Origin of the sequence: Nocardioides sp. (assembly GCF_014360585.1) — a bacterium.
Classification (GTDB): Bacteria; Actinomycetota; Actinomycetes; order Propionibacteriales; family Nocardioidaceae; genus Nocardioides.
The window spans coordinates 1-26,082 of sequence record NZ_JACIXG010000071.1 but is presented as its reverse complement, the minus strand read 5'-3'; the positions used below and the strand labels follow the sequence as shown (position 1 = coordinate 26,082).

20 protein-coding genes and 1 pseudogene are annotated in these 26,082 nt (G+C 67.6%); 11 read left to right on the top strand and 10 right to left on the bottom strand.

Translation table 11 applies throughout. From position 1 onward, the window contains the following. A pseudogene (locus H5T77_RS19745) lies at positions 1–189 on the top strand (oxidoreductase); the annotation flags it as partial. On the opposite strand, the gene H5T77_RS19740 reads toward H5T77_RS19745, so the two are convergent. Then, a complete protein-coding gene (locus H5T77_RS19740; RefSeq protein ID WP_292652136.1) occupies positions 158–2,287 on the bottom strand; it encodes an MMPL family transporter in 2,130 nt (709 codons plus the stop codon). The pseudogene H5T77_RS19745 and the gene H5T77_RS19740 overlap by 32 nt on opposite strands. Before the next feature lie 132 nt (positions 2,288–2,419). Between H5T77_RS19740 and H5T77_RS19735 the strand changes: the two genes are divergently transcribed. The 4 genes from H5T77_RS19735 (at position 2,420) to H5T77_RS19720 (ending at position 8,331) form a co-directional block, all read left to right on the top strand. Further along, positions 2,420–3,550 carry a sensor histidine kinase gene (locus tag H5T77_RS19735; protein WP_292652135.1) on the top strand — a complete coding sequence of 377 codons (1,131 nt, stop codon included), beginning with the start codon at positions 2,420–2,422 and terminating at the stop codon, positions 3,548–3,550. Next, positions 3,547–4,215 (top strand): response regulator, encoded by a 669-nt coding sequence (locus tag H5T77_RS19730; RefSeq protein WP_292652134.1) that lies wholly within the window; start codon positions 3,547–3,549, stop codon positions 4,213–4,215. The genes H5T77_RS19735 and H5T77_RS19730 overlap by 4 nt, the downstream gene beginning before the upstream one ends. 136 nt (positions 4,216–4,351) lie before the next feature. Beyond that, entirely contained in the window at positions 4,352–7,180 is a 2,829-nt protein-coding gene (locus H5T77_RS19725; protein ID WP_292652133.1) for a metallophosphoesterase, read from the top strand. Between the two features lie 479 nt (positions 7,181–7,659). Beyond that, positions 7,660–8,331: a DUF6928 family protein gene (locus tag H5T77_RS19720; RefSeq protein ID WP_292652131.1), complete on the top strand. Its 672-nt coding sequence runs from the start codon at positions 7,660–7,662 to the stop codon at positions 8,329–8,331. A gap of 112 nt (positions 8,332–8,443) precedes the next feature. Here H5T77_RS19720 and H5T77_RS19715 read toward each other — a convergent pair whose 3' ends face one another. Together H5T77_RS19715 and H5T77_RS19710 are read right to left on the bottom strand one after the other, a co-directional pair. After that, the gene (locus tag H5T77_RS19715) at positions 8,444–8,923 is read right to left on the bottom strand and encodes a GNAT family N-acetyltransferase (RefSeq protein ID WP_292652130.1); all 480 of its coding nucleotides are present in this window, start codon (positions 8,921–8,923) and stop codon (positions 8,444–8,446) included. A gap of 109 nt (positions 8,924–9,032) precedes the next feature. After that, complete coding sequence (locus H5T77_RS19710; RefSeq protein ID WP_292652128.1) at positions 9,033–9,431, bottom strand: hypothetical protein; 399 nt, start codon at positions 9,429–9,431, stop codon at positions 9,033–9,035. Between the two features lie 81 nt (positions 9,432–9,512). Between H5T77_RS19710 and H5T77_RS19705 the strand changes: the two genes are divergently transcribed. Both H5T77_RS19705 and H5T77_RS19700 read left to right on the top strand, forming a co-directional pair. Further along, a complete protein-coding gene (locus H5T77_RS19705) occupies positions 9,513–10,331 on the top strand; it encodes a hypothetical protein (RefSeq protein ID WP_292652126.1) in 819 nt (272 codons plus the stop codon). Between the two features lie 149 nt (positions 10,332–10,480). After that, positions 10,481–10,867 (top strand): hypothetical protein, encoded by a 387-nt coding sequence (locus H5T77_RS19700; protein ID WP_292652125.1) that lies wholly within the window; start codon positions 10,481–10,483, stop codon positions 10,865–10,867. A gap of 83 nt (positions 10,868–10,950) precedes the next feature. Here H5T77_RS19700 and H5T77_RS19695 read toward each other — a convergent pair whose 3' ends face one another. The 4 genes from H5T77_RS19695 to H5T77_RS19680 form a co-directional block, all read right to left on the bottom strand. Next, entirely contained in the window at positions 10,951–12,570 is a 1,620-nt protein-coding gene (locus tag H5T77_RS19695) for a DEAD/DEAH box helicase (protein WP_292652124.1), read from the bottom strand. Between the two features lie 151 nt (positions 12,571–12,721). Then, positions 12,722–15,235, bottom strand: coding sequence for an ATP-dependent helicase HrpB (hrpB, locus tag H5T77_RS19690; protein ID WP_292652122.1), 2,514 nt, complete (start codon positions 15,233–15,235; stop codon positions 12,722–12,724). Positions 15,236–15,344: 109 nt separating this feature from the next. Continuing rightward, complete coding sequence (locus tag H5T77_RS19685; RefSeq protein WP_292652121.1) at positions 15,345–15,704, bottom strand: hypothetical protein; 360 nt, start codon at positions 15,702–15,704, stop codon at positions 15,345–15,347. A gap of 20 nt (positions 15,705–15,724) precedes the next feature. Then, on the bottom strand, positions 15,725–17,059 hold the full coding sequence (locus H5T77_RS19680; RefSeq protein WP_292652119.1) for a helix-turn-helix domain-containing protein: 1,335 nt from the start codon (positions 17,057–17,059) through the stop codon (positions 15,725–15,727). Between the two features lie 257 nt (positions 17,060–17,316). On the opposite strand from H5T77_RS19680, the gene H5T77_RS19675 reads away from it, so the two are divergent. Together H5T77_RS19675 and H5T77_RS19670 are read left to right on the top strand one after the other, a co-directional pair. Then, positions 17,317–17,982 (top strand): TetR/AcrR family transcriptional regulator, encoded by a 666-nt coding sequence (locus H5T77_RS19675; RefSeq protein ID WP_292652117.1) that lies wholly within the window; start codon positions 17,317–17,319, stop codon positions 17,980–17,982. Positions 17,983–18,314: 332 nt separating this feature from the next. Further along, a complete protein-coding gene (locus H5T77_RS19670; protein WP_292652115.1) occupies positions 18,315–20,732 on the top strand; it encodes a hypothetical protein in 2,418 nt (805 codons plus the stop codon). A gap of 137 nt (positions 20,733–20,869) precedes the next feature. On the opposite strand, the gene H5T77_RS19665 is transcribed toward H5T77_RS19670, so the two are convergent. Both H5T77_RS19665 and H5T77_RS19660 read right to left on the bottom strand, forming a co-directional pair. Then, complete coding sequence (locus H5T77_RS19665) at positions 20,870–22,387, bottom strand: UvrD-helicase domain-containing protein (protein WP_292652113.1); 1,518 nt, start codon at positions 22,385–22,387, stop codon at positions 20,870–20,872. Continuing rightward, positions 22,387–24,366 (bottom strand): ATP-dependent nuclease, encoded by a 1,980-nt coding sequence (locus H5T77_RS19660; protein ID WP_292652111.1) that lies wholly within the window; start codon positions 24,364–24,366, stop codon positions 22,387–22,389. The genes H5T77_RS19665 and H5T77_RS19660 overlap by 1 nt, the downstream gene beginning before the upstream one ends. Positions 24,367–24,771: 405 nt before the next feature. On the opposite strand from H5T77_RS19660, the gene H5T77_RS19655 reads away from it, so the two are divergent. Beyond that, positions 24,772–25,209, top strand: a complete 438-nt coding sequence (locus H5T77_RS19655) for an MmcQ/YjbR family DNA-binding protein (protein WP_292652109.1) — start codon at positions 24,772–24,774, stop codon at positions 25,207–25,209. Between the two features lie 129 nt (positions 25,210–25,338). Here the strand turns inward: H5T77_RS19655 and H5T77_RS19650 are convergent, their stop codons facing one another. Further along, on the bottom strand, positions 25,339–25,722 hold the full coding sequence (locus H5T77_RS19650) for an MmcQ/YjbR family DNA-binding protein (protein WP_292652107.1): 384 nt from the start codon (positions 25,720–25,722) through the stop codon (positions 25,339–25,341). Positions 25,723–25,801: 79 nt separating this feature from the next. Here H5T77_RS19650 and H5T77_RS19645 point away from each other — a divergent pair. Then, positions 25,802–26,082, top strand: a 281-nt coding sequence (locus H5T77_RS19645) for a nitroreductase family deazaflavin-dependent oxidoreductase (protein ID WP_292652137.1), incomplete at its 3' end; no start/stop codon positions are given.

Below are 26,082 nucleotides of genomic sequence, written 5' to 3'. Positions count from 1 at the left end.
GGAGTGGTGGAGACCGAGCTCGCCGAGCACATCACCGATCCGGCTGCGTCGGCCGCGATGGAGGCGTACCGGGCCGCCAGCATCCCTGCGGATGCCATCGCCGGCGCGGTCAGCTATGCGATCGCCCAGCCGGCCGGCGTCGACGTCAACGAGATCGTCATCCGTCCGGCCGCCCAGCGGAGCGCGTGAGGGCCTCTACCTGGACCGGCTCCGCCACCGACTGAGCGTCCAGCTCCGGCAGCAGCCGGTCCAGCCACCTCGGCAGCCACCAGTTCGCGTCGCCGAGGAGCTTCATGGTGGCGGGGACGAGCACCAGGCGTACGACGGTCGCGTCGAGGAAGATGGCCGTGGCCAGTCCCACTCCCATCATCTTCACCACCGGGTCGCTGCCGAGGATGAAGCCCGAGAAGACGGCCACCATGATCAGCGCGGCTGCGGTGATGGTGCGTCCGGTGCCGGCGATCCCCGCGATGACCGCGCGGGTGTTGTCGCCGTGGCGGCGGTGCTCCTCGCGTATCCGCGACAGCAGGAACACCTCGTAGTCCATGGAGAGCCCGAACAGGATCGCGAACATGAACAGCGGGATGAACGACACGATCGGCACCGTCGACTCCACGCCGATCAGGCCGGCCGCCCAGCCCCACTGGAAGACCATGACGAGCACGCCGTACGCCGCGCCGACGCTCAGCAGGTTCAGCACGACCGCCTTCAGCGGCACCAGCACCGACCGGAACAGCAGCGTGAGCAGGAGGAACGACAGCACCAGGACCGCCGCGACGAAGCGCGGCATCCGCTCCTGCACCCGGTCACCGAGGTCGGCGAAGGTGGCGGTCTGGCCGCCGACGTGGGCGGTCGAGGCGGTGCCGTCGAGCACCGCCGGGAAGACCTCGCTCCGGAGCCTCGTGACGGTCTCCTGGGTGGCGACGTCCTGGGGCGACGTGGTCGGCTGCGCGACCAGGGTCGCGACGCCTGCACTGGAGTCGATGGCCGGGTCGCTGACCGAGGTGATGCCCGGGTCGGCTGCGATCGCCTCGGCGAGCGGTGCCACGGCGGACCTGTCCTGGGAGATGTCGACCGCGATCACCAGCGGCCCGTTGGCGCCGGGGCCGAAGCCGTCGGCGATGAGGTCGTAGGCCCGTCGTTCGGTCCTCGACTCGGGCTTGGTGCCGTCGTCCGGGAAGCCCAGGTTGAGCGCGAGGACGGGTGCGGCCAGGGCGATCATGAAGACCGCGCCGCCGACGAGGTACGCCGTCGCGTTGCGGGTCACGTGAGCACCCCACCGGTACCAGCCGGTGCTCGGCCGGTGCTGCGTACGCCGGCGTCCGTTGATCCGCTGCCCCGCCAGTCCGAGAAGCGCCGGCAGCAAGGTGATCGAGGCGAGCACCATCACGAGCACCATCGCGGAGATGGCGACCCCGCCACCGGTCACGAACGGGATCCCCGCGACGAGCAACCCGAGGATCGCCACGACGACCGTGCCGCCGGCGAAGATCACGGCCTGTCCTGCCGTGGCCAGGGCTCGGCCGACCGCCTCGGGGACCGGCATCCCCGCAGCCAGGTTCTCGCGGTGCCGGGTGACGAGGAAGAGCGCGTAGTCGATGCCGACGCCGAGCCCGACCATGGCCGCGAGCTGCGGCGCCCACGCCGGGATGTCGATCAGGTACGTCACCAGCTTCATCGAGGTGATGCCGATGACGAGGCCGAACAGCGCCATTCCGATCGGCAGCCCCATCGCGACGAACGAGCCGAAGGCGATCAGCAGGACGATCATCGCGACGACGAGCCCCGCCACCTCGCCGAGCCCGGTGGGTGCCTCCTCGAACGCGAAGAACAGATCGCCGCCGGTCTCGAGCGTCAGCGACGACTCCTCACGCAGGTCTGCGACGGCCTCCTTGAGGTTGTCCAGATCGGCGGCATCGAGGTGCTCGATCGCCGGATACTGCACCCGGACGAGCGCGATGTCGCCGTCCGGCGAGACGCTGCTCGTCGTGGCCAGCACGCGCGGGAGCTCGGCGAGGGCCGCCTCCACGGGCGCGACCTGCGTCCTGGCGTCCGGCGCCTCGAGGACGACGTGGGCGGTGACGCCGCCCTCGTCGGCGTGAGCCTCGGCGAGCAGCTCCGCGGCTTGGTAGGAGTCGAGGCCGGGTGCCTCGAAGCTCTCCTCGAGATCGCGCCCGAAGGCGGCGGAGGAGGCGATGACGACGATCGCGAGAACGAACCAGGCGCCGATGGCGGTCCATGGTCGAGTCGCGGCGGACCGGCCGAGCCGGTAGAGGAGATTGGACATGTCCCTACCGTGGCCCGGCGAGGAACGATCCACATCGGGCCAAGGAGCAGTCGGCTCCTCGGCCGAAAGTACGAGGAGAGGCTCGTGCTTGTGCCCCGTACGACGAGGCTGTCGGATCGCTAGGGTCGAGTGATGGTGACCGCCTTCGTCCGCTCAGTTCTCGCCGAGCCGCGTGCACCGGACCCGCCGGCGAGGGTGTGGTGGGACTGGGTCCTGGTCGGCGCCCTGCTGGTCACGGCCGCGGGCGAGGCGATCTTCCGTCCCGACGTACCGTGGCGACCCTTGGCCACCGTGGTCGCGCTCCTGGTGATCCCGGTCCTGCTCTGGCGGCGTACTCATCCACTCCTGGCGACCGCGGTCGGCTTCGGCGGCGCGATGGTGCTGCACATCCCGTTGATCGTCGCCGACGTCGCTGATGCGGGGCTCTACACCATGGCCTGCGTCCTGCTGCTGCCCTACGCCTTGTACCGCTGGGCATCGGGACGAGAGGCGCTGGTCGGGACGGCGATCGTCGCCGTACCGGTGAGCTTGGGACTCGCCGCGACCGAGAACTTCGGGGACCTGATCGGCGGCGCCACCGTGGTGATCGCCTCGTTCGCGCTCGGTGCCGCGATGCGCTATCGCGCGGTTGCGCGCCAGCGCGAGGTCCAGCAGGTCCGTACGCTCGAGCGCGGTGAGCTCGCCCGCGAGCTGCACGACACCGTTGCCCACCACGTCTCGGCCATCGCGATCCAGGCCCAGGCGGGGCGAGCGGTGGCGGCCACCGACCCGGCGCTGGCGGTCGAGGCGTTGGCGGTGATCGAGGCCGAGGCGTCGCGTACGTTGTCCGAGATGCGCACGATGGTCCGAGTCCTCCGCGAGGCCGACGCGGCCGACTACGCACCCCAGCGGGGCATCGGCGATCTGGACGAGCTGACGCGGATGAGCCCGCTGGTGGAGGTGCGGCGCGTGGGCGATCTCGCCGGCCTGCCGCAGCCGGTCGAGGTGTCGGTGTACCGGATCTGTCAGGAGTCGGTCACCAACGCGATCCGGCACGCCCTCTATCCCACGCGGGTCAGCGTCGAGGTCCGGGGCGAGGCAGGCGTCGTGGAGCTGCGGGTGCACGACGACGGCGAAGCCGCCCGCCTCTCGGGAGGCGTGGGCTACGGCCTGCTCGGGATGGCCGAGCGGGCCAAGCTCCTCGGCGGCGTGTGCCAGGCCGGGCCGGACCCGGCCGGCGGCTGGACCGTCGAGGCGACCCTGCCGCGGGAGGTGTTGCGGTGACCAGCCAAGGGACCATCCGGGTGGTGGTCGCCGACGACCAGCTCCTGGTCCGCACCGGCCTGACGATGATCCTCAACGCGCAGCCCGGGATCGAGGTCGTCGGCGAGGCGACGGACGGTCACGAGGCGGTGGCCGTGGCCCGCGAGCTGCGTCCCGACGTCTGCCTCTTCGACATCCGGATGCCCGGCATCGACGGTGTCGAGGCCACCCGCCGGCTCGCCGGCCCCGGCGTCGAGGACCCGCTCGCCATCGTGGTCATCACGACCTTCGACCTCGACGAGTACGTCCACGGGGCCCTGAAGGCCGGCGCCCGGGGCTTCCTGCTCAAGGACGCCGGTCCCGAGCTGCTGGTCCAGGCGATCCACGCGGCCGCGAACGGCGACGCGCTCATCTCGCCCAACATCACCCGCCGCCTCCTCACCACACTGGCCGGCCTCGAACGAGCCAGCCCGCCGACCCAGCCGATCGAGCCGCTCACCGAGCGGGAGGAGGAGGTCCTGCTCACCGTCGCCCGCGGGCGCACCAACGCGGAGATCGCCGAGGAGCTGAACATCACCCTGAGCACGGTGAAGAGCCATGTCGCCGCGCTGATGAACAAGCTCGGCGCCCGCAACCGCGTCGAGGTCGCGATGTGGGCGTACGAGACCAAGCGCATGAAGGAATAGAGCCGCGGTGCCCGGTACCGCATCTTGAGTAGATGGCTCGCGCTACCGTAGCGCCGCGTGGGGATCTGTCTAGGCCTGTTGCATGCGGTCCGCGTGGGTCCAAGCCGAACAAATCTGTCCTGCAGAGGGGATGTCCATGGCTCAGGGTGATGACTCCGACACCGGGAGCGAGGACTGGAGTCTCACGAAGGCCTACCTGCAGCACGACCCGACGAAGTGGAACAGCCTCTCCTGGACCACCGCGCGCACCCTCATCGAGTCGGCCAACGACATCTTGGGGCGAGGCACGCACGGGCTCGTCGAGAACCTGCGTGCGCACTGGACGAGGACGGACGATCTGACGATCCCCGTCCCTGGGGTCTCGAGGTTCCTGGTCATCGGTGACACCGGCGAGCAGGACCCGTCGCAGTACGTGGTCGCGCCCGCCCTGGCGCGAGCCGCGGGGGAGCGGCCGGACCAGGAACAGGCTGGCTTCGTGCTCATCCTGAGCGACGTGATCTACCCGTCCGGCAACGTCAACGACTACGTGGACGGCTTCTACAAGCCGTACCGGTCGAACCGGGTGCAGGGCCTCGAGGCGCCCCAGGACGTACGGGACGAGTTCGCGCTTCCCGAGAGCGTCCCGGTCTACGCGGTGCCGGGCAACCACGACTGGTACGACGGTCTCCACGGCTTCGCCCACCAGTTCCTCTACCCGGCGGACGAGCCGCCGGCCTGGCCCAGCGATCTCCTGGCGCCGTCGTTCGACGAGAAGCTGGGGCTACGGCAGCTGATCCGGGACCGCTTCGGCCGCGCCATGTGGCGCACCCCCAGCGAACCGGAAGGCAGGTCCGCGCCGGCGCGACGCGGGGAGTCGGCCGAGGACGGCGGGCCCGCACCGGAAGCCCCGCTGCAGCCGGCGCCGTACTTCGTCATCGAGACCGAGCACGTGGAGCTGGTGTGCATCGACACCGGCATCGACGGGACCATCGACGGCCCTCAGTACGACTGGCTGAGCTCGCTGGACGGTGAGAAGCCGAAGATCCTCATGACCGGCAAGCCGATGCTCGACAACGGTGAGCTCCACCAGGGTGAGGTGGCCGGACGACCCAGCAAGACCGTCTACGACGTCGTGACCGACCCGGAGCGCCGCTACGTCGCGACGGTGGGCGGTGACACGCACAACTTCCAGCTGTACGACCCGCAGAGCCCGGACAGCTCGCCGGACCGCCTGTGGCACATCGTCAGTGGCGGTGGTGGCGCGTACACCCACGCCACCCATCCCATCCAGACGGCCAGATCGGACGCGCGAAACCACTCACAATTTCGGCCGAGCAGGGTCTTCCCGCGGTCGGCCGAGTCGCTGTCGTACTTCGCCCAGCAGCTCGTCCCCGGCATCTGGCGGCTGCTGCTGAGCGCTGTGATGTTCGGCGGGGGAGTGGTCCTGGGCTGGTGGCTCGCCGACACCGGGTGGAGCCTTCAGGTTCAGCCTTGGGGCGAGCCGGTGAGAGTCGGGCCCGGGGGAGTGGCCATCGCCGCGATGGTGGTGCTGGTGCTGCTGCACCTGTTGCCGCAACGTCCCGGGCGCAGTCAGTTCGGACGCCGCCTGCTGCTGCGTCTCGAAGCTCTGGTCGCAGGGGTGCTGGCGACGCTGTTCCTGCACCACTACCTGCCTGATGCGGCCGGGGCGCTGCTGGTGCTGTTCGGGTCGAGCACCTTGTGGATCTGCCTCAACGCCTGGTGCATCCGCTGGTCGAGATGGTGGGGCCCCGTCGAGCGGGTCCCCGGATGGCATCACATCGCGTTCGGGTGCGTGCTGGCGGCTCTCGTGGCCCTGGCTCTTCTGCCTTTGGGCTTGGACGAGAGAGGCTCGGGTGACGGACGTACGGGGTCCTGGTGGCTGTTCGTCGCGGTCGGCATCTACGTCGTCGTGGCGGTCGTCGGCTGGCGGAAGCGGATCGTCGACGACCTGAGCGGCGACCGTGCCGAGCGCTGGCTCAAGCGCTCGGTCGTGTGGGCGGTGCTCGCGCAGGCGGCCGTCGTGTCGGGGGAGATGCTGCGCGTGCTGAGCGGCGAGGGCCTGACCCTGCTGTTCTTCAGCGGCCTGCTCGGACTCGTGCCGTTGGCCGTGATCGTGGTGCTGCTGCTCGCGACGCCGCTGGCTCCGGACCTTCTCACCCGCCACCTGCGCAACCACCCCCGACGCCGGGCACGGGCGTGGCTCCGCTGGCGGCGTTGGCTGGTTCAGCCCTTCGTGTTCCTCGCGGCGGCCCGTGACGCTGGCGCTCTGGTGGTGGGCCGCCGACGCGGCCGACTCAGGGTGGATGCGGGCCGCTTTCGCTCTGCCGGCACTTCTCGTGGTGATCGCGATCGGCCTGCTGGTCCTCGACTGGGTGCGCCGGGAGCACGAGCTCCTGCACATGCCGCTGGTGATCGTCGCCGTCCTGGCTCTTGGGGTGCTTGTGCTGGGTGCGGCGGTGCCGGGCCTGCTCGCCGTGACGGGCTTCGAGTGGCCCGGCCGCCTCGCGAACGAGCTCAGGACGTGGTGGCCGGCCGTGACGGTCGCCGCGGCCCTCGTCACCGCCGTCGCGGTCGGCACCGCCGCCCTCCTCGCCCACTTGGTGTTCCTCGGCGCCCACTCGCTGATCGCGGACCCCAACGCGTGGGTGAGCCCCCGCTACCGCCAGGGAGTCCCGACGCACTACGACTTCATCAGCGAGGCGGCCGCGGCGTCCATCATCGAGGCCGAGCACGACCGGATGGGTGCCCAACCCGCAATGGTCGAGGGCGTCGGCTGGCGAATCCGACGTCGAGCCCAGATTGCCTTCCCCGGCCTGAACCCGCCGTTCGGGCCGATCCAGAGGTTCGTCTCCGAGATCTACTCGCTCGACGAGCCGCCGTTCTTCAAGCACTTCCTCGAGTTCGAGACCTCACCCACCGAGGTCGTCGTGAAGATCCACCGGGTCCGTGGCGATCAGCCGGTTGAGATCGAAGAGGTGGCGAGGATCAGTACGGGTGCGGCAGCCGCACCTGACTGATCGGCCCCGGCCGCGCGAGCCGCGCCACGAAACTGTCGGTGGGCACGCCTAGAGTGCGTCAGGTGATTACACAATGAGCAAGGACGCCGCAATGCGGGCGATGCGCGAGGCCCGGTATCGCGAAAGGCAAGAGGCGTCGACCGCCGACTCGACGCCGACCAGGTCGGCGGTCCGACCTGCGAAGGCACAGGCCGCCAAGACGGCTGCTCCGCCTACGCCCACCGAGGCGCTGTGTGGCCACCGTTCGATGAGCGGACGCACCTGCACACGCGAGCAAGGCCACGAGGCAAAGAGCCACCGCTACTCCTAGCGCTCAGCCGTCTTGCCACGTCTAGGCAACGCGTCCGCCGATCGAGAGGAGCCGGGGCTCTGCAGGGCCGTCGTGGTCACCGGCCTTAGGCCCCGGCAGTTGGGTAGGGTCGCGCTCATGGGAGCGAAGGACTGGTTCATCTGCTACGCCGACGGTGACGTGTCGAAGTCGCTCGCCAAGCAGCCAGAGATCGACCGCGCTGCCACCGAAGAGTTGGTCCGGCGACTGTTCCCGAATCACTCCGTTGTGCCCGAGGAGGACGGGATACTGGCCGAGGACGCAAACCCAGAGGACGACATGGTGTACGCGGCTGTTTGGCCGGGCGCGACCATCGTGTGCACGGCCGCCGTCGCGTTGGATCGTCCCTCGCAACTGGATACGCGATTCCTCGCCGAAGCGCAGGGACGCACGCTGTACTTGCACGCGATGCACAGCGTCGTGGACTGGTTCGCTCTAGGCGTCTGGAGTCCTGATGGCCAACTTCGTCGGGCGCTGAGCATCAGCGGTGGGGATGAGGAGATCATCGAGAATGTCGGAGAGCCCCTAACGTTCGAACAACCCTTCTGGGCCGGCGAGTTTTCCGCCGTCGAGGACGATGACGAGGACTACCCGTTTCCGTTTCATCCGCTCGAACTCGCGGAAGCCGGCCTGGACAATCTCTTCGGGTTCGTCTTCGAGGGCTACACGGGCATGTCCGATGATGATTCTGTCGACCCCTTCGACGTCCCGCTCGCTGGCTTTCGCCTAGTTCCGCCAAAGCAAGGGCGCAGGCTGTTCGGTCGCCGCTGACGGGCGCGCAGGTCCCCTCGCGGCTGGTGTGACGCAGGTTCCGCCTGCGCGGTATGCGGCAGATCCGGGTGTGTGCTTGCTGGAGACGCGTCGTCCTAAGCGTCACCGTAAGTCACGTGGCCAGCTGTAGCTCCTCGACCCGCAGTGCGGATCCTTGTCGCAGCGGCTCCCACACACCGGTCGGCTTGAAGCCGTGGACGAGATAGAGCCGGCGCGCGACTTGGTTGCCCTCGGTCACGTGCAGACGTACGCCGAGATCGCGGTCGCGGCACCAGTTCACGAGATCGGTGAGGAGTCCGGAGCCGTACCCACGGCCGCGTGCCTCGGGCGCCGTCCACATGCCCCAGATGTAGGCGACGGCGCTGTCCGGGGGAGTGAACGCGGCACCCATCGCTACTCCTCTGTGGTCTTCCAGCACCACCAGGATCGGTGCTGACCCCTCGGCCCGCTTCCGCCAGAAGTCATCCGTGTGAGCCTGGGCCTCGGCGAGAGTCGTCCTGACGGCGTCGGGTGAGTCGGCCAGCGCCCGCAGGCTGACGTGGCGAAAGAGGGACCAGTCATCAGCGGTGATGGTGCGTACCTCGACGTTCATGGCACCGAGTTGACCGCAAACCTGTCGGTACTGCCACCAGATTTCGGCTCGGCTCCTGGCCGGTGGGCTCCCGGCATCTCGCGGGGGAAGCCAGCACCGCCCAAGGCGCCTATGTACGGCGGCGGAGACGGTGTAACCAACCGGCGCGCTGCGACTCGGAATCGGTATCACCCTCGTTGGAATAGAACTCGCCTTCGTCGCCCTGGACGCGTGCTCGGAGTGGCCTCGCGATCGAGATGAGCCACGCGATCGTCTCGTCATCAGGGGTCGTGACCGTCATCCTGTTGTTGCGGAACAGCAGGATGATCGGGCGGCGACTATGGCCTGTCCACTCGGCCAGACCTGGATCATCCATTCGGATTGCCTCGTCTGTCGGCGAGGTTGTTTCCACGAGTCCAGTCCCACGCACGTCGCTTGTTGCGGCGACGAACTTGTCCCACTCCTCGATCGAGAACGGCTCCGGATCAGACCAATCGTCGCCGCGGAAGAGATGGAGACCGTAGGCCATGCCCGAACGTTAGCGTCCGCGTAGACGTGATGTCGCAACTGTGCGGATCTGGAACACCTGCGAATCGCGTACGGTCTGACGGTGGTTATCGAGGTGCGGCGCAGCGTTCCCCTGGGTGTCAGTGAGGAGCGCGCGCTTGTGGCCGTGCCAACACCTAAGCCGCCGCCTGGCACGGCGTTCCCGCCGAGGCGCCTGAACCTTCGAGGCGTGCCGGTGTTCGAACTGGGCCTGTGGTGCGGGACCTGCCCAGCCCTCTTTCAGCGGTTGAGCGCACCGGAAGCCGCAGACCTCGAGGCTTCGAACGAGCGACTCAATGCCGGCTTGGGCGCGATCGAGGACGACGTTTTGGAGACGTACGGGGGTGTTCTGCCCCAGTCCCTGTACACGGCGCTCCTGGTCGATGTGACTCCTCAGCTCGTGACACCCGGGAGCGCGGGCGACTATTTCAGTCATGAGCAAGTCGCTACCTGGGGTGTGGATCCTGTGCTCGGCTCACCCGAGAACCCCGGCGGGCCCTACTACCGAACCTTCGAGGCGCCGATTGGACGAGATCAGCACCTCTACGAGTTCATGGTGCCTATGGTTCCGCCCGATTGGAACGACCGACGACGCGTTGCGGCGTACGCCGAGTGGGCTGGAACTACTACTCCGCCGACCGCCGTCGCGTACTCGCTCCTCGACGTCATTCAGCCGGCGATGGACGTAGGCGACGACTACTACGAGCACTGGGTCCTCACCCACTTCTTGCTGGACGGTCACCACAAAGTGCAGGCCGCGGCCACCGCCGGTCGCCCGGTGCGCTTGCTCAGCCTTGTGGATGAGCGCATCAGCATCGCATCGTCGGATGACCTCGCGATCCTCATTGAGGCACGCTCCAAGCCGCGTGAGGCGAGACCCTGAGCACAGGCTGTCACAAGGGAAGTGTCTCCACCACGCCAGTCAAGTGCGTCCAGTTCGCGGCGGTGTGACGCAGTTCCGAAGCCGCGCTCGGCGGGACCGAGTGGTCACGATGTAGCAACACGTCGCGACTGTCGCGGCAGGATGTTGATATGACGAGCCTCATCCGTGTCGGGTATTGGCGCAGCGAGTACGAACCCACGTTGCCAGATCCGCGGGGGCACCTTGATGAGACCTGGGATGACGACGAGCGGGACCTCGTGGTCGCCTACCTTCGAGGTGGTCTGCCCGTGCTGCACATGATGGGGTTCTCGCCCTGTCGGATCTGCGATCTTTCAGCCAACGGAAACGCCGAACTGACCGACGGGTCGTACCTGTGGCCGCAGGGGCTCGCGCACTACGTCCAAGACCACCGTGTGCGCCTTCCGCGTGAGTTTGAACGGCATATCTTGGATCGCTGGGAGGTCTTGGAGGAGGCGGCGATGCGGGCTCACAAGGCGCCGCCCGATCGTTGGATGCGCATGACCCAGCAGCGGTAGGCGTCTCACATTTGCGGCGGAGTGCCGCGCACCTCTGCATGGGTTTCTCCACGGTGCCGGTGTGCCTTGCATGAGCCGAGACGTCAGGCCCCGTCCTCGGTAAGGGCGTCGGAGGGAAGCCAGTCGGCGCCGAGGAGCTGGGCGAGGGCAGTGAGGCCGGTGGTGTCGCTTCCCACTGTGGCAGAGGCCGCGGCGATCCGCTCGACCATCACCCTGCCGACCTGCTCCTCGACGGTGCCCTCGGCGTACGCGATGTGCCACGGCGAGAGTTGGTGGTCGCGGTGGGTGCGGCCGGTCACCTGCCGTCCTGCGATACCCGAGAAGCGGGCCTGGTGGAAGACGCCGACCCGCGGCTCGCTGCTGGCCCGGCGACCGTCGGCGAGGGTTTCGCCGGCGTGCAGGCTGATCGAGGCGACCGTGGTGAAGACGCAGACCTTCGCCTGCCCGGTCTGGAACCGGAGCCGCTCGGCCTCTGCGTCGAACCGGTCGCGGCCGTAGATCGTGGCGACCTCGAGGCCGGAGTCACGCAGCCGGTCGGCGATCGGGTCGGCGGCGGTCGCGACGAACTCGACCGAGCACGCCACCTGTCGCTCGGCCTCGACCTGCTGGACGATCCAGGCGACCGTGGAGTCGACGCGGATCAGGCCGGCCTTCTGCCGGAAGCGCAGCAGCGCTGCCCGCCCTTTCGCGACATTGCGGCCGCGCCGGGCGATGTCCATCTCGCGGCAGAACTCTCCCCATTCGGCCTCGTACGCCGCCCGCTCCGACGGCGTGAGTGCCACCGGCATGCCGGAGATCGGCACCGGTCCCCACGGTGCCGCGCGGTGCAGCATCGCGGGCGGCCGCTCGTCCTCGAGCCAGCCGCGTACCAGCTTGAGGTCCGCGGCGCGCCGCGCCGGGTCGGCGGTCCATGTTGCGCCGTAGCGTCCGCGCTCGACCCCGACGCCGTTGCGCTCGAGCGCGGTGGCGAACGTGGCGCCGGGCTGGGTCGCCGAGGTCCACTCCTGCATCGGCTCGCCGAGGACCTGCGCATAGGCCGGGGCGAGATATGGCAGGTCGAGCGGCGTGTGTCCGGGCGTCGCGGTCGTCGCGATGACGAAGGGTGCCTTGTCGTGCGGCCGCCCGTGGCCCGAGATCCGCGCCCAGAGCTTCCACCGCTTCGTCGTCGTACGTCGCAGCGCGTGGGCCTCGTCCGCGATGATCACGTCCCACGCGTGATCCTTGACCTTCTCCAGGCGGTCCCAGGTGATCACGACCCATTCGAGACCGCCGTCGCCCAGCGCCGCGATCGTGCGGCACCAGTGGCCGATCGTGATCGCGGCGGGACGGTCGGCGACGACCAGCACCCGTCGCGCACCGCGGAGATCGCCCACCGCTGTCGCCCCGAGGACCGCGGAGATCGTCTTGCCCACGCCGGGCTCATCGGCCAGCAGGAACTGTCGCCCGCCCGCCGCAGCGCGCGCCGCGATCGCGTCAGCAGCCTCGTACTGGATCCGCCGCGGCTCGAGCGCGTCGGTCGCCTCGAGGGTCTGAGTCGGAAGGTCGGGATTGAGGGTGCTCTCGATGAACCGACCGAGCGTGTACGGACCCGGAGCGTAGGGCGCGAGGTACGCCGGCACAGCGTGCCCGACGTACAGGTGGGTCTTGACTCCCGGGTGCCACGTGGCGCCCTCGACCTGGGTGCCGTAAGGGATGTCGAGCACCCACAGCCGCTCGTCCGGACCGACGGCCGGCAACGGCCGCTTCGGTTGTCGCGTCCCGCTCCGGCGCGGACGCCCGCCGCGGCGACGAGCACTGGATCGGCGAGGACTGGCCACACCCAGACGCTATCCTCCAGGCGAGTCGATCCGCCGCTCATCCTCGGCGGCGGGGATTGTTCGTACGCGTGGTGGCTGGTGCCCTGCGGGGATCCTCCGGCCAGGCGTGCTTGGGATAGCGCCCGCGCAGATCAGAACGTACGCCGGGGTAGCCGTTGTCCCAGAAGGACTCCAGGTCTGCCGTGACGGCTGTTGGGCGTCGCGCGGGGGAGAGCAGATGCAGCAGGAGCGGGACCCGGCCGTCCGCGAGGACCGGTGCTGCGGTCCAGCCGAAGACCTCTTGGATTCGCACAGCGAGCACCGGTTGTTCGGCGGAGTAGTCGATCCGCACGCTCGACCCGCTGGGGACCTGCACCCGCTCGGGAGCCATATCGTCGAGCCTGCCTGCCTGCGGCCACGGCACCATCGCCCGCAGCGCGGCAGCCACGTCGACGCGACGAAGATCCTGGGCCGAGCGAACCCGCGCCAGCTGGGGCCCGAGCCACGACTCGAGGTCCTGCGTCAGTGCCACGTCGCTCACATCGGGCCACGGGTCACCGAGCGCACGGTGCAGGAAGTCGAGGCGGGCTCGCAGCGCCGTGGCCGCCTCCGACCAGGAGAGGAGAGCGATTCCCTCCCTCGCCACCGCCTCTCGGATCGCGTCGGTCACGGCGTGGGCCGGTGGATCGCTGAGCGGGACGGAGCGGAGCTCGATCGCGCCCAGCAGCGTACGTCGGCGAGCCAGCACCCGGCCTCCGGTCCAGGTGACCTCGTCCACCTCGGTCCACAGGGACCCGGCCGCCTCCAGCGCGAGGTCCTCGGTGAGCGGGGCCGCCGCTCGGATCCGGGCTTCACGTTGCCCGGGCCGCCGCTCCGCGTCTCCGACCGCGAGCCACTCCAGTCCGCCCAAGGGCCCCGAAGCACGCGGATCGAGCGCCGCGCCCGTCCCGGACGCCATCAGGTAGCTCGCGGAGCTCGAACGCTTGCGCGCGATCCGGTCCGGATGCGCCAAGGCCACCACCAGCCCCACCGCCACGTCATCGGTGAGTGCTCGGCCGGCGGTGCCCTGCTTCTCGACGACCTTCTCCAACCGGGCGACCTGCCCGCGCCACGAGCCTGCCCCCTGCCCGGCGCGCAGCGACCGGAGCGCGGCGACCAGGTCCCCGCCGGGGGCGCGCACGTCCTCGCTCAACATCGCGACCACCTCTGAGGCGCGCCTGGCCCCGACGAGACCAGCCCCGTCGATGAGGGCACGCGCCAGCCTGGGATCGGCCGGTACGCCGGCGATCACCCGGCCCCGCGGGGTGGCTCTCCCGTCCTCGGTCATCGCCCCCAGATCCACCAGCACCTCCTTGGCTGCCGACATCGCATGCTCCGGTGGCTGGTCGAGCAGCGCCAGGTCGTGCACGTCGTCACTGCCCCAGCACGCCACCTCCAGGGCGAAGGCCGTCAGGTCGGCGGTCGCGATCTCGGGCTCCGGGTGAGCGGCCAGATGCGCGTGCTCCGCCTCGGACCAACAACGCAGTACGGCGCCCGGCCCCAGCCGTCCGGCCCGACCCGCCCGCTGCTCGGCCGCTGCCCGGCTCACCGCGACGGTGACCAGAGAAGCCAGTCCGCGACGGTGGTCGGTGCGCGGTTCGCGCGAGAATCCGGCATCCACCACGACGCGTACCCCAGGTACCGTCAGCGAGGACTCGGCGACCGCGGTCGAGACGATCACTCGTCGGCGCGGGCCTTCGCTGAGCGCACGATCCTGCTCGGCGCCGGACAGACGTCCGTGCAGGGCGTGCACGGCCGCGTCCACGTCGGCAAGGCGGCGTACGGTCGCGTCGACCTCCGCGACACCCGGCACGAAGACCAGGACGTCACCGTCGTGCTCGGCGAGCGCACGACGTACGGTCGCTGCGACGTGGTCGTGGAAGGCCGGGGTGATGCCCCGGTCGTCGGTGCGGCGCACCCCCGCAGACAGCGGGCACCAGACCGCTTGGACCGGGTGCAGAGCACCCGGGACGCGGATCACCGGAGCGGTGTCGATCCCACCGAGCAGGGCGGCGGTCCGTTCGGCCTCGATGGTGGCCGACATCGCCACCAGGGACAGGTCCTCACGCAGGTGGGCCCGGATGTCGACGAGCAGCGCCAAGGTCAGGTCGGCGTCGAGGTGGCGCTCGTGCACTTCGTCGAGCACGACAGCCCCGACGCCGACCAGCTCGGGATCGTGCTGGATCCGCCGGAGCAGCAGGCCGGTCGTGACGATCTCGACACGGGTACGCCGACTGGTGCGCCGGTCTCCGCGCACGGAGTATCCGACCGTCTCCCCAACCGGTTCGCCCAGCAGGTGCGCCAGCCGACGGGCAGCAGCACGGGCTGCGATGCGGCTGGGCTGCGTGACGACGACCCGGCCGGCGACAACCTCGGCGACCGCGGGCGGGACCAAGGTCGTCTTGCCGGTGCCCGGTGGTGCATGGACCACCGCGGCTCCGTGGGCACGAAGCGCCTGGTCGAGAGCGGCCAAGCCGGCGGTGACCGGGAGATCGGGCGGCGCGGCGAGCAGATTGCGCAGAGCGTCGGACACACCTGCAGTGTGCCTGACGTGCCTCGGCCACTCGCGCTTCCGTCCACCACCGCCTCAAGCCTCGACACAGTTGGTGCGCCCCACTGGCGGCGGTACGACGCGGCCTCCGCTACGCGTCTTTTTCGATTGTCTCGAAGATGTCCGCGTCAGTCTCTTGTTGCCAGCCGGGCATGTCGTCCCAGTCGGCGACGTAGGAAGGCTTCGGGTCAGGGAAGTGCTTGAAGATCTGCGCGATCCAGCAGAGGGCTACAAACCGGCCCTTCTGCTCGCGGGTGAGCTTGCTCGTCGCACCGCCCGATGTCTCGACGAAGGCACGGACTTGGTCGTAGACCGCCGCCGCGCTCGCGCGCTCCCAGTCCGGGGTTTCATCCCACGGGGCGACATAGCCCGCCTTTGGCTCTCCCGGGTAGTGCTTCCGGACTCCGGCGATCCACGCCTCACGAAAGACCCGTCCCTGGTCGACCGACAAAGTGTTCTCCTTCGTTGATGTCATGACGGCGTCGTGAACGACGCCAACTTGTGGCTCAGCTGATTCACCCTCGGCTCACCCATCAGCGGCGTGAGCTGATTGTTCAGGCCGGTGAGCTTACGTTCCACCCATCCCGAGCCCGTGTTTCTGGCGATCTCGACCGCCGCGTCGGCATGAGCGACAAGCTGGTCGATATCCCGTTGTTGAAGCCCCAGAGACGCAAGGTCGGTCAGAACGCCGCCACGGCGGCGTTCTGAGATGTCAATCCGCAGGGCGGTGTCGAGTGCCTGTTCGGCGAGGTCGGTACGTTGCAGTGCGACGTAGCATGCGCCCCGTTCTTCGGGGAGCCGTGAGCCGTCGAATCGGAGCCAACCGTCGGTATGAATCCGGCCGGTCAGGTGGTGGACCTGGTCAGCATGGTCGAGTGCTCGTTGGCATGCGGCGAGATCACCGAGTCCGGCATGCACCTGTGCCTGGACGGTGCTCACCCAGAAGCGCGTTGACAGCCCCGGGTTGCCCTTGCCAGCAATACCGGCGGCCAGGTCCAGCATCGGCCGGGCATCAGCGTGCTGATGTTCATAGACCCCGATGAACGCGTGGCGGGTCAGTGCGCTGGCCCATAGGTCGTACGCTCGGGCTTCTCTTCCTGCCGACGCGGCCAAGGTGTAGCAGTGCGCGGCGTCGGTGTAGCGGTTGCTGTCGAAGAAGATCTCACCGGCGAGCTGGAAGAGGTCAGCGATCAGGGAACAGAGCACTCGATGAACCTCATCGCTGTGCGTACGTTGCAGAGCAGATACCAGGACGCCGAGGTGTTCTCGCACGATCGGATAGGTGTGGCGCTTCGTCTTGGCCAAGGCGAAGACTCGCCAGAGGTGGCCGTTGAGAGCGGCGTACTCATCGACAGTCTCGCGATCAATCCGACCGGTGCTGTCAGCGAGATGCCCGATGCGCTCCCAGTCGATCTCGTCTTCGATCCCAGCAATGGCGATCAGGGTTCCGGCCATCGTCATCAGCCGCAGCAGCTCGCGGCGACTCAAGTCGTCGAACTCTGGTCCCGACGCCTGGCCCGAACCGAGATCACCAAGGATCGTCGCAGAGGGCACGAGCTCGACCTGCCGCTCGGAAAGTGCCGCTTCGAACCGGGCACGAGCCTCCGGATCAGCGCGCTCGAGAACCGTGTCAAGCATGGCTTGCATGTGTGGTCTCGGCACGCGGGCTGCACCAGCCTGCTCCCACTTGCTGATGGTGCGGGAAGGAATGCCCAGACGGTCGGCGAAGTCACGCAGGCTCAGGCGCAGCGCCACCGTACGCAGCAACCGCGCTTCTGCCCCCGTCCACGTCTCCACCTCCGGCATTGAATCAGGTTTGAGCACCGAAGGGCAGGGGAAGGGCAGCGGAAGGGCAGCACCCGAACGTTCCGAGAGTCCCGAACGCTGAGCAGGCTTGAGCACGACGCCCGGCACTGGCAGAACGAGGATCCTTTTGGGGCTGACGAGTCTCCGGTGCCGGGGGTCAGCAAATCAGAAGCCGTCCCCACCTGAAAGCACGGAGCATCGTGAGTCCAGCATCAGCTAGTGGTAGACGACGTGGAGGGCCAGGACGGCCTCGCCTCGTGCCCGAACGCCTAGCAGGCACACCGCGCGAGCAGATCCTCGATGCGGCGGCTCGGCTGTTCAGCAGCAAGGGCTACGCCGCGACCTCGACGCGAGAGATCGCCGAGGCAGTCGGGATCCGTCAGGCGTCGCTCTACTATCACTTCGCAGGCAAGGGCGAGATCCTCTCCGAGCTCCTGTGCCAGACCGTCCGGCCCACCGTGGACAGCGTGGCCCAGATCGAGTCACTCACCGATGATCCCGGCGTTGCCCTGTATCTGGTGGCGTCGACCGACGTCCGTACATTGGCGACGGCTCCGTACAACATCGGCCTGCTTCACCTTGCTCCCGACGTTGCCCAGGTCGAAGGATGCGACGGCTTCACCGCAGCCCGCGACGAGCTCGCGGTCACCTACGCACGCTTGGCCGAGCCGATCACGTCACCAGACGTACTGGGTTCCGTCGGACCGGCTCGGCTCGGAGAGAAGCTGGTCCACACTGTCGAGGAAGTCATCGGGTGTCGAAACGCGGGCCGCCGGATAGGCGTGGATGAGGCCGTATGGATCGCGTCATCGTGCCTACGGCTATGCGGCGTGGACAGCGCTCGTGTCGAGTTGGTCGTGAAGACCGCGGCGACACTTCTGGACCGGGCGGACGCCGGCGCAGGTCCGGCCGGCAGACAATGAAGGTCGTCGCAGACGGCAGTCCGCGGCCGGCGGTTGTGATGAGTCACTCGCGGCGAGGTGACGCACTTCGTCGAGATGCAGGAAAGATTGATGAGCCTCCCGCTGCGGCCTTGACGAACCGCCCTGACTGCGCCGCGTGGTCGATCTTCGCAGCGCTTGGGCGCTCAGGGACGAGTCGTTGGCTCGAGTCTCGCGACGACGCCGTCCGGTCGGCTCTGGCCCGAGCTAGGCTGCGCCACTTGGCAACCGATTTTGTCGGTGGGTCGCACTAGCCTCAGACACACTGAGTTGCCCCAAACGTGACAGGACTTCCCGTGACCGACTGTTCCCCTTTGCAGCGGCTGATCGGCGACATTGACCTAGCCTCGATCGGCGACCCGCTCGATGACCTCTCAACCTTCTATGGCTGCAAATCGGTCGCAGAACTTCGGCGCGCGTTCCGGGAGCAAGTCGAGGTCGAGGTCTCAGCGATGCTGCGGCTCATCGGCGATGCCGACGCCTTCGACGTGATCGAGCTGATGCGAATGCGCCAGTTCTCGCCAGTACCGGATCCGCGTATCTTCATGCCAGGCGGATCCGGCATCGCCGTCGAGATCGTCGCCTGCCTCCTGCTCGCTCGCGGTCAGCGAAAGACCGGTGACGTTCCGCGCGAGGAAACCCGTCCGCACGAAGCCATCTCCGAGCTCCACGACCGAGCGCAACGGCTTGCGCGACTCGCGCTGTACCTCCGTATGTCAGAGTCGCACCTCAACCCCGATCCGATGGCTCAGATCGCCGCCGAATACCAAGCATCCGTCCTCCTCATCAGGAATCTTCAGTACGACACGATCCGCGATCGTCATGAGGCGGAGCTGTTCAACCATCCTGTGACAGCGAGTCTCATGCAAACGCATCTGGGCTACAGCTATGCCGACGTGCTGCAAATCCGGCACGCAATCACCGAGATCGGCGCGACAAGAATGACCAAGCACCGCGACGACTCGGCAGAAATCCTCATGCGGCACCACGGGACACCGCCGGCGGATGTACCCAAGGCTGACCTGCAAGCCTTCATGGACATCATGATCCCGATGATGTTCCTGCCTGCCGATCGAGCCTCGATCGCGGCAGGCGATGTATCCGACGAATCCGGGATCGCGGTCGACCAGGTAAGGCGGGTCCTGGACTCCTACTCGCAGTTCTTCGACCCGAGCGAGGCTCCTTCAGCCCGCGTGTACGCCATGCTGACAGGGGCCAACCCGTTCTTGACGACACCTCTGATGTCGGACGGCGCAGGCACCTACGCTGCAACCACGAATGATGTCGGCCTCGACTCGCTCCGCCGGATATTCGAAGCCGCGCTGCCGACGAACTCGGCCGATGTCCGACGATATGACCAGAAAGCCCGCCAGGTCGTCAGCGAGCGACTGGCACTCCAGCACCTTGAGACGATCTTGGGCACCGCCCCTTCGTACGCGGGTCTCAAGTACTTCGCCCCGGCGAACGATTCTCCGGCCACATCACTTGACGCAAACTGCACCAATCTCAACGCGGTCGCGAAGCAGGTCGAGGGAGACGGACTCTTCGTCATCGACGATGTGGCCATCTGTGTAGAGGTGAAAGCCAAGTCGATCGCTGCCGCGGCACGACGCGGTGATGTTCGTCGGTTCACAGCCGATGTGCGTGCAACGATCGGCGGCGCCTCCGACCAGGCCCTGCGCCTGCAGTCCCTGATCGAGACAAACGGAGGGATCTGGCTGGGAGATCGGACTTGGCTGTCGTTGGACCACATTCAGGAGGTCCGGTCGGTGGTGGTGCTGCTTGACGATGTCGGCCCCGTGGGCACGGCGCTTGGCGACCTTCAGCGCGTGGGCGTGATTCCGGAGGTGCGCCCGCCGTGGATCACCTCGCTTCACGACCTTGCCACCATCGCAGAGGTCAGCGACAGCGCCTCGGAATTCCTGCTCTACTTGCGGCGGCGAACGGATTCAGACGTCACCAAGCACTACCGAGCGGAAGATGAGCTCGACCTCTACATGCTGTTCCTGGATGGTGAGCTGTACATCGATCCAGATCCAGATGAGATCCGGACTCTGCATCCAACCGTGCCGCCGGTGAAGCCTCATGAGCGCCGCCGACACGAGGCGGGTGCGGTCGGCACCCTGGTCGGTGACCAGTGCGGCGACCTGAACGCGTGGATGGGTCGACACCTGATCGAGGCACACAACAACCCACCCGGGAAACCGCACTTCAACGCTCCCGACGGCATCCACGATCTGATCACTCATCTCGTCTCGTCTGGCGCAAGGGGAGCACTTCGGACCGGTGCGGATCTGCTCGGACTGTCCGGGGACACTCAGCTGAAGCTCCTGAGACTGATGAGAGATCGAGCCAAGGTTGCGGGGCAATCTAGGCAGTACCGAGACGCGATGCTGTCCTTCGCGGGACTCTGGGGCCACCCGACGCTCTTCATCGCTGCCGCGCCAGCCGCTGTGCGGGAGGCCGCCCAGAAACGGCTCGAGACCTATATGCGTGCCAAGAAGCACCAACTGAAGTCCGACCGTGCCGTTGGACTCCTCCTAGACGAACTCGCGAACATCCAAGCGACGATCTACATGAACGACCCGCCCGGCGACGATCCGGCCGTCGACGCGCTAGCGGCCGAGATGGGATTGCAGCCGGTTGGTGACGCCACCCGACCATCACCGCCCCCGTCAGCACGTCGAACCACCAAGCGGCTGCGCGGCAAGAAGGCGAAGAAAAGGCGCTGATCCCCGCAGCCGCCGCCGACCGAGTCTCCGACTCAATCGGGATTGCTGCACTAGTTAGCTGGTGTCCCCGATCAATGCGCCGACCCGGCTCGTTCTGCTAGCGCGCCTCAGGCGGTTGCCGTTGCCTGAAGCTGGTTTCAGGCTTCCTCGGTGAGGTCGAGCTCGCCAAGGCTGTGCAGTGATCCGCTGGCGTACTTCGCCCTGGTCAGTGCAACGTAGAGGACGCAATGCTCAGGCTCGAGCTCTCGAAGACCGACATGGAGCTCTCGTTCCTGTGCCCGTGTCAGCACGACGCCGACCCTGTCCCACTCACGACCCTTAGCTTGGTGAACGGTGAGGCCGGCAATGAGGTCGCCGCGCTGTAGTCGAGTCCGAAGAAGGTCAAGTTCCTCCTCGCGAAGGCCGTCGGCTTGGCCCCTCCGTGGCCGGCGCCGACCGAAGGTCCCGACGCGGGCACGGAGATTCTCCAGTACGTCTGCGGCAGGGAGGTTGGCGACCAGCTCCTCAAGAGCGGGCCGAAGGACGGCATCCCGGAAGTTCTCGAGGTCGTCTTCGGAGATCCCGAGTCGGATCAGCGCGTTCTGACGGCTGAACGCCTGCAAGCCGAGACTCGCGCTCGTCACGACATCGAGCAACAGGCACAGCAGCGCGTCGGTGTCGCTGCTGGCCCCGGATCGAAACGCCAGGGGCAAGATATTCTCGCCGGCCGGCCACAGGTGCTTCCATTGGCGGGCCAAGGCGACATCGACTTCGTCGCTGGCGATCGACGGCACGTTGACGCTCTCGCCTCCGCGTAATTGGCCAGCAAGCTCCCTCGTCTGGTCGGTCTTGAACCGAAACGACTCGGGCTGGTCGAAGTTGCGGAAGTCGTGCTGGTCGAGCAGGTTGCTCTGCACCTTCTCTGGGGTGGAGCCGCGCCAGCCGTAAAGGGCCTGCCATGGGTCGCCCACGACGGTCACCGCAAGGCCGAGCGACGCTGCCTGCGAGACGACGTGCAGGTCCAGCTCGTCTGCATCGTAGATCTCGTCGACGACGACGCTGCGGAAGTTCTCCGCCATCCATGCATCGACCGCGACCTGAAACTCCGGGCGTTGCAAAGCGACGCGCAGGATAACGCGCACGTCGTCGTGGCTGACCTTGCCAGCGGCGAGGACCGCACGGTGGGGCTCGGCCTGCGTCAACCCAAAGGTCGCCTTCGGCGACCGGATGCAATCGCTGAACACGGTGCCGTCCGGCTTGGAACTGGCGACGCGCAGCCAGCCGCCAGCGCTGATCGACCGGTAGCCGCTCAGGCTGGAGTAGTCATCGATCACGTCGAGGTGGAGATGACCCTCCGGCCACTTGATGAGCCCTAGGCGGAGGAGGTGCTTCAGCATTCGTTCGTGGAAGTCGTCGAAGGTGGTGACGAGGTTCGGGAAGGCGAGTGCCTGGCGTCCCCAGCGGGCAGCGATCCGGCTGCGGAGCTCGCCGACAGCGGCGCGGTTGAAGCTCAATGCGAGGACGCCGCGCCGCCCGTCCGGGGCGCCGTGATGCAGGTAACCGAATCGTGCTGTAGCGACTGTTGTCTTGCCAGAGCCGGGGGCGGACACGATGTTGACCAGACGGTCATCGGTTGCGGCCGCGATGACCTGCCGGTCGGTGAGCCGGACACCCATCAGAGCAGGTCGATAAGGTCGTCGGCGACGTGGTTGACGTCGATGGGCGCGTCCTCCATTGCCACTTCTTGGCCTTCCGCTGTGCCGTCGGGTGCGGGTGCATGATCGTGCCAAAGCCAGTCGAACAACTCCACGAGTTGCGGAGGACCCGTTGCTGTGGCCAGGTTGTCCTCGACTTGAGCAGCGAGCTCGAAGGCGAACTCGCCCTTAAACGGCTTGTTCTTCTCCTTCCGGAAGAAGTCATCCACGTTCGTCGCCGTCGGTGTCGACCCGAGGTCCTTACCGCAGGCCTCGAGTGCCTTCTTGACGAGCTCCTCGTTGCTTGGCACCAGGGTCGGCTCGAGCGTCGGTGCAGACCAGAAGAACTGAACATGATCCGACGAGGCGAACGCGTCGTGCCATGGCGGTGGCTGCGGCGCGGGGAGCGGGTCGCCGGGATTTTCCGGCCGCTTGTCGGTGTCGCACAACACGGCCACCTGTCGCGTCAGTTCGTGACCCGGCTCGGCGAGCAGGCGCACCGGCCACTCACCGATCCGGTTCCCGATCGGCACGACGGCGAGAGCGTCGATGAACGCCCGCTTGGCCCTGTCCTCGCATGCCCAGGCTCGCCCGTAGGCCCGTAGGAGTGCAACTTCGGTGATGCCCTCGACCAGCACTACCCGGTCGGCGAAAAGGGCGCCTGACCGGCTGGCGTCCAGGTGCAGCTGTGCCATCCGGCGCACCTTACGGCCGGTGGCCGCTTCCCATGGGATGTTTGCGATGACCCGTGAGACAACCTGTCCGGAGGTGTCGCGCCGCACGATGACCAGATCGTTCGGCTTACACGCTGAGATCATCTCGCCAGCGTGCGTCGACACGATGACCTGAAGATCGGGGCGTTCGTCGGCGCTCGCGCGCAGGTAGCGAATCAGGCCGTGCTGGAGCTGTGGGTGCAGGTGCGCTTCGGGCTCCTCTATAAGGACGGTGGCATGGAAGAGGTCCGGCCAGAACGAGTCCTGCTGTTCGTCCGCGCGTTCGTCCGCCTCGGCGAGGCGGGCTCGGCGAACTGCCGCGGTCTCCTCGTCGCCCAGCTCCGCGGCGTGGGCCGCCGGCTGCCCAGAGACCGTTTCCGCGGCCGCTGCGCCGGCCTGGTCGGCGGTGGGAACGCCTGGGGCGGGCGGGGGCGGGCCGGCGGGCGGCTTCGCCGGGTCAGGGATGCCAGCAAGGGTGACCGCTATGTGGAGCAGGTTGACGTACCCGAGGCTCGCGCCCTCAAGCCGACGCGCATCATCCGTTGTGGCTGTCGTCGCGAGCAGCAGCTCGAGTACGCGAGCCAGGTAGGCGTCATCGACGCGTTGGGTGCCAAGGAACGCGAAGTGCTCCTGGACGCCACTGGTCAGGTCCTTCAGGTTTTCGGCGATGCGCCCTTGCACGTCAACGAGGAGCTGCTGGGTCGTCAGGCTCTTCAGCATCCGCTCGGCCTGGGCCTTCACCTGGGCCAGCGAGCCACCGGACGGGTTACGGCGCTGCTCGGCGCGCATGAGCTCGAGCAGCACCCGGGTCTCGCGCCGGGAGAGCTGGTCAACCGGATTCCTCGCGGCGGGCAGGTACACCAGTCGGAGCTGATCGTGGCCGTCAACGGTGGAGTCGATGCCGGCGGCCCGTACTTGACCGAGCGACCGCTCGATATTGCGCCGCCAGGAGGGGGCGCCGAGTCCCATCGACTGCCGAGCGGTCCCAAGCGCGCCTTCATCGACGGGATCGACCTCCATGGCGTACTCGACGTCGATAGTCCGAGGCGCCGGACCGAGGAGGGAGGCATCTGGTGGCTGCAATCGCGGGAACCGTTCGAGGTGCGCCCAGTAGATCGCGTCGTTGATGGTGGTCTTGCCGATCCCGTTCGATCCGGCCAGAACACTGAAGCGTCCCGGGAACTCGACCGAGACTGGCGAGTTCGCAGACGCTCGGAAGCCCTCGACTGTGACCTTCCGCAGATGCACGACCAACCCCTTGCCTGTTCACATGGCGGCGGCCTGAACGCCGCCTTTACCTGACCCGGAGGAGGCTCCCACAACCGGAGCGTACGGCGCTGACGAATGGGCGATCATGCTCATCGAAAGGCCGGGCCGATCACGTGGGCCGATCAGCTGATGGGGCGCGGTCTCGAAGCTCCGATTTTCGAACTGATGCCCGCTAAGCGCCTGTGTGGAGGTTTAGGTAGCGCCGCCGCCCCTTGATCTCGTCGAAGACTTTGTCCGAGGGGCGGCCACGGAGCGTCGCGAATGTCCTTCCGCGTCGTCGATCCTCGTGCCGACTGGTGCCAGCGTTTTCGCCAGCGTCATTGTGGGCGAAGTGACGCACGCGGAGGTCGCCCACGCGTTGACCGTGACACCTAGCCTGACTGTGTGAGGAGAACAGGCGACCGGCCGGCCCGGGTCGAAGACGTGCACGAACTTGCCCTTGGCATGCCCCACGTCCGCGTCTACGCGGGGACCCAGAACAGGCCCATCTATCAGGTGGGTGGAAAGTCGTTCGTCTTCTTCCGGAACCCGCGTCCTGACGCGTTCGACCCGGACACAGGCCAGCGTTACGACGACGTCGTCGTCTTCTGGGTGCCAAGTGAGGGTGACAAGCTGGCGATGGTGCAGGACGAGTCCTCGCCGTTCTTCACCACTCCGCATTTCGACGGCCACCTGTCGGTTCTGGTCCGAGCCAGCCGGCTCGGGGAGATCAGCTATGACGAACTCGCCGAGGTCGTGCAGGAGGCTTGGCTTTCGCGCGCGTCAGCTCGCCGAAGAGTGACCTGGCTCGGGGAGCACCACCGGACTAGCGAGGACCCGTAGGCGCGCGATGACGCGGGCGTCGGGTGGCCCCGTCCGCAGTGATCGGCGACAACTAGGCTCTGATGCCGAGAACCGCTGGGTCGGCAAACAGAGACTTGAGTACAGTCGATCGTCGTTCGGCTCGGTGCTTCAGCCGTCGTACGCCTCGACCAGCTCAGCTGGGGCGGCGGCGAGCCAGGCGTCGACCAGCAGGTCGCGGAGATCTCCTGGGGCGATGACGCTGAGCTCGATGAGCACGGCGGGGTAGTTGTTGAAGTGCTCGATGGTGAAGACACCGTCGATGCCGGCGGCGAGGACGCCTTCCTTTTCATGCAAGCCGGCGGTGTTGACCGCGAGGATCAGCGGGTCCGGCGGGGTCTGGTCGCCGAAGCGTTTGAGGTCGGCCTTGCTGAACGGACGGAGCCAGGCGAAGCCCTTGCCGCGTACGGACCAGGTCGGTTGTCCGTAACGCTCGCCCTCGGCGACCTCGGGCAGCTCACCGATGATCCGAGCCACGTCTTGGAGCGTTGCCATGTTTGGAGCGTAGTTCGTGGCGTTGCTCGACCGGGCTGGATCGACCAAGTCCGTGGGTAAGGTCGGTTCGGTGACGTCCATGATCGACTCGGTCGTGTCCCGGTTGTTGCAGACCCGCGCGGTCGTACGCGCGCCGATCTGGCTCTATCGCCACCGGGCCGGGTGGCTCCTCGGATCCCGGATGTTGATGCTCGAGCACATCGGACGCCGATCAGGGGTCCCGCGATATGTCTGCCTCGAGGTCGTCGAGCGGCCGAGCGAGCACGAGATCGTGGTGGTGAGCGGCTTCGGCACCGAGGCGCAGTGGTATCGGAACCTCCAGGCCGAGCCTGCATGTCGGGTCAGCATCGGGAAGCGTAC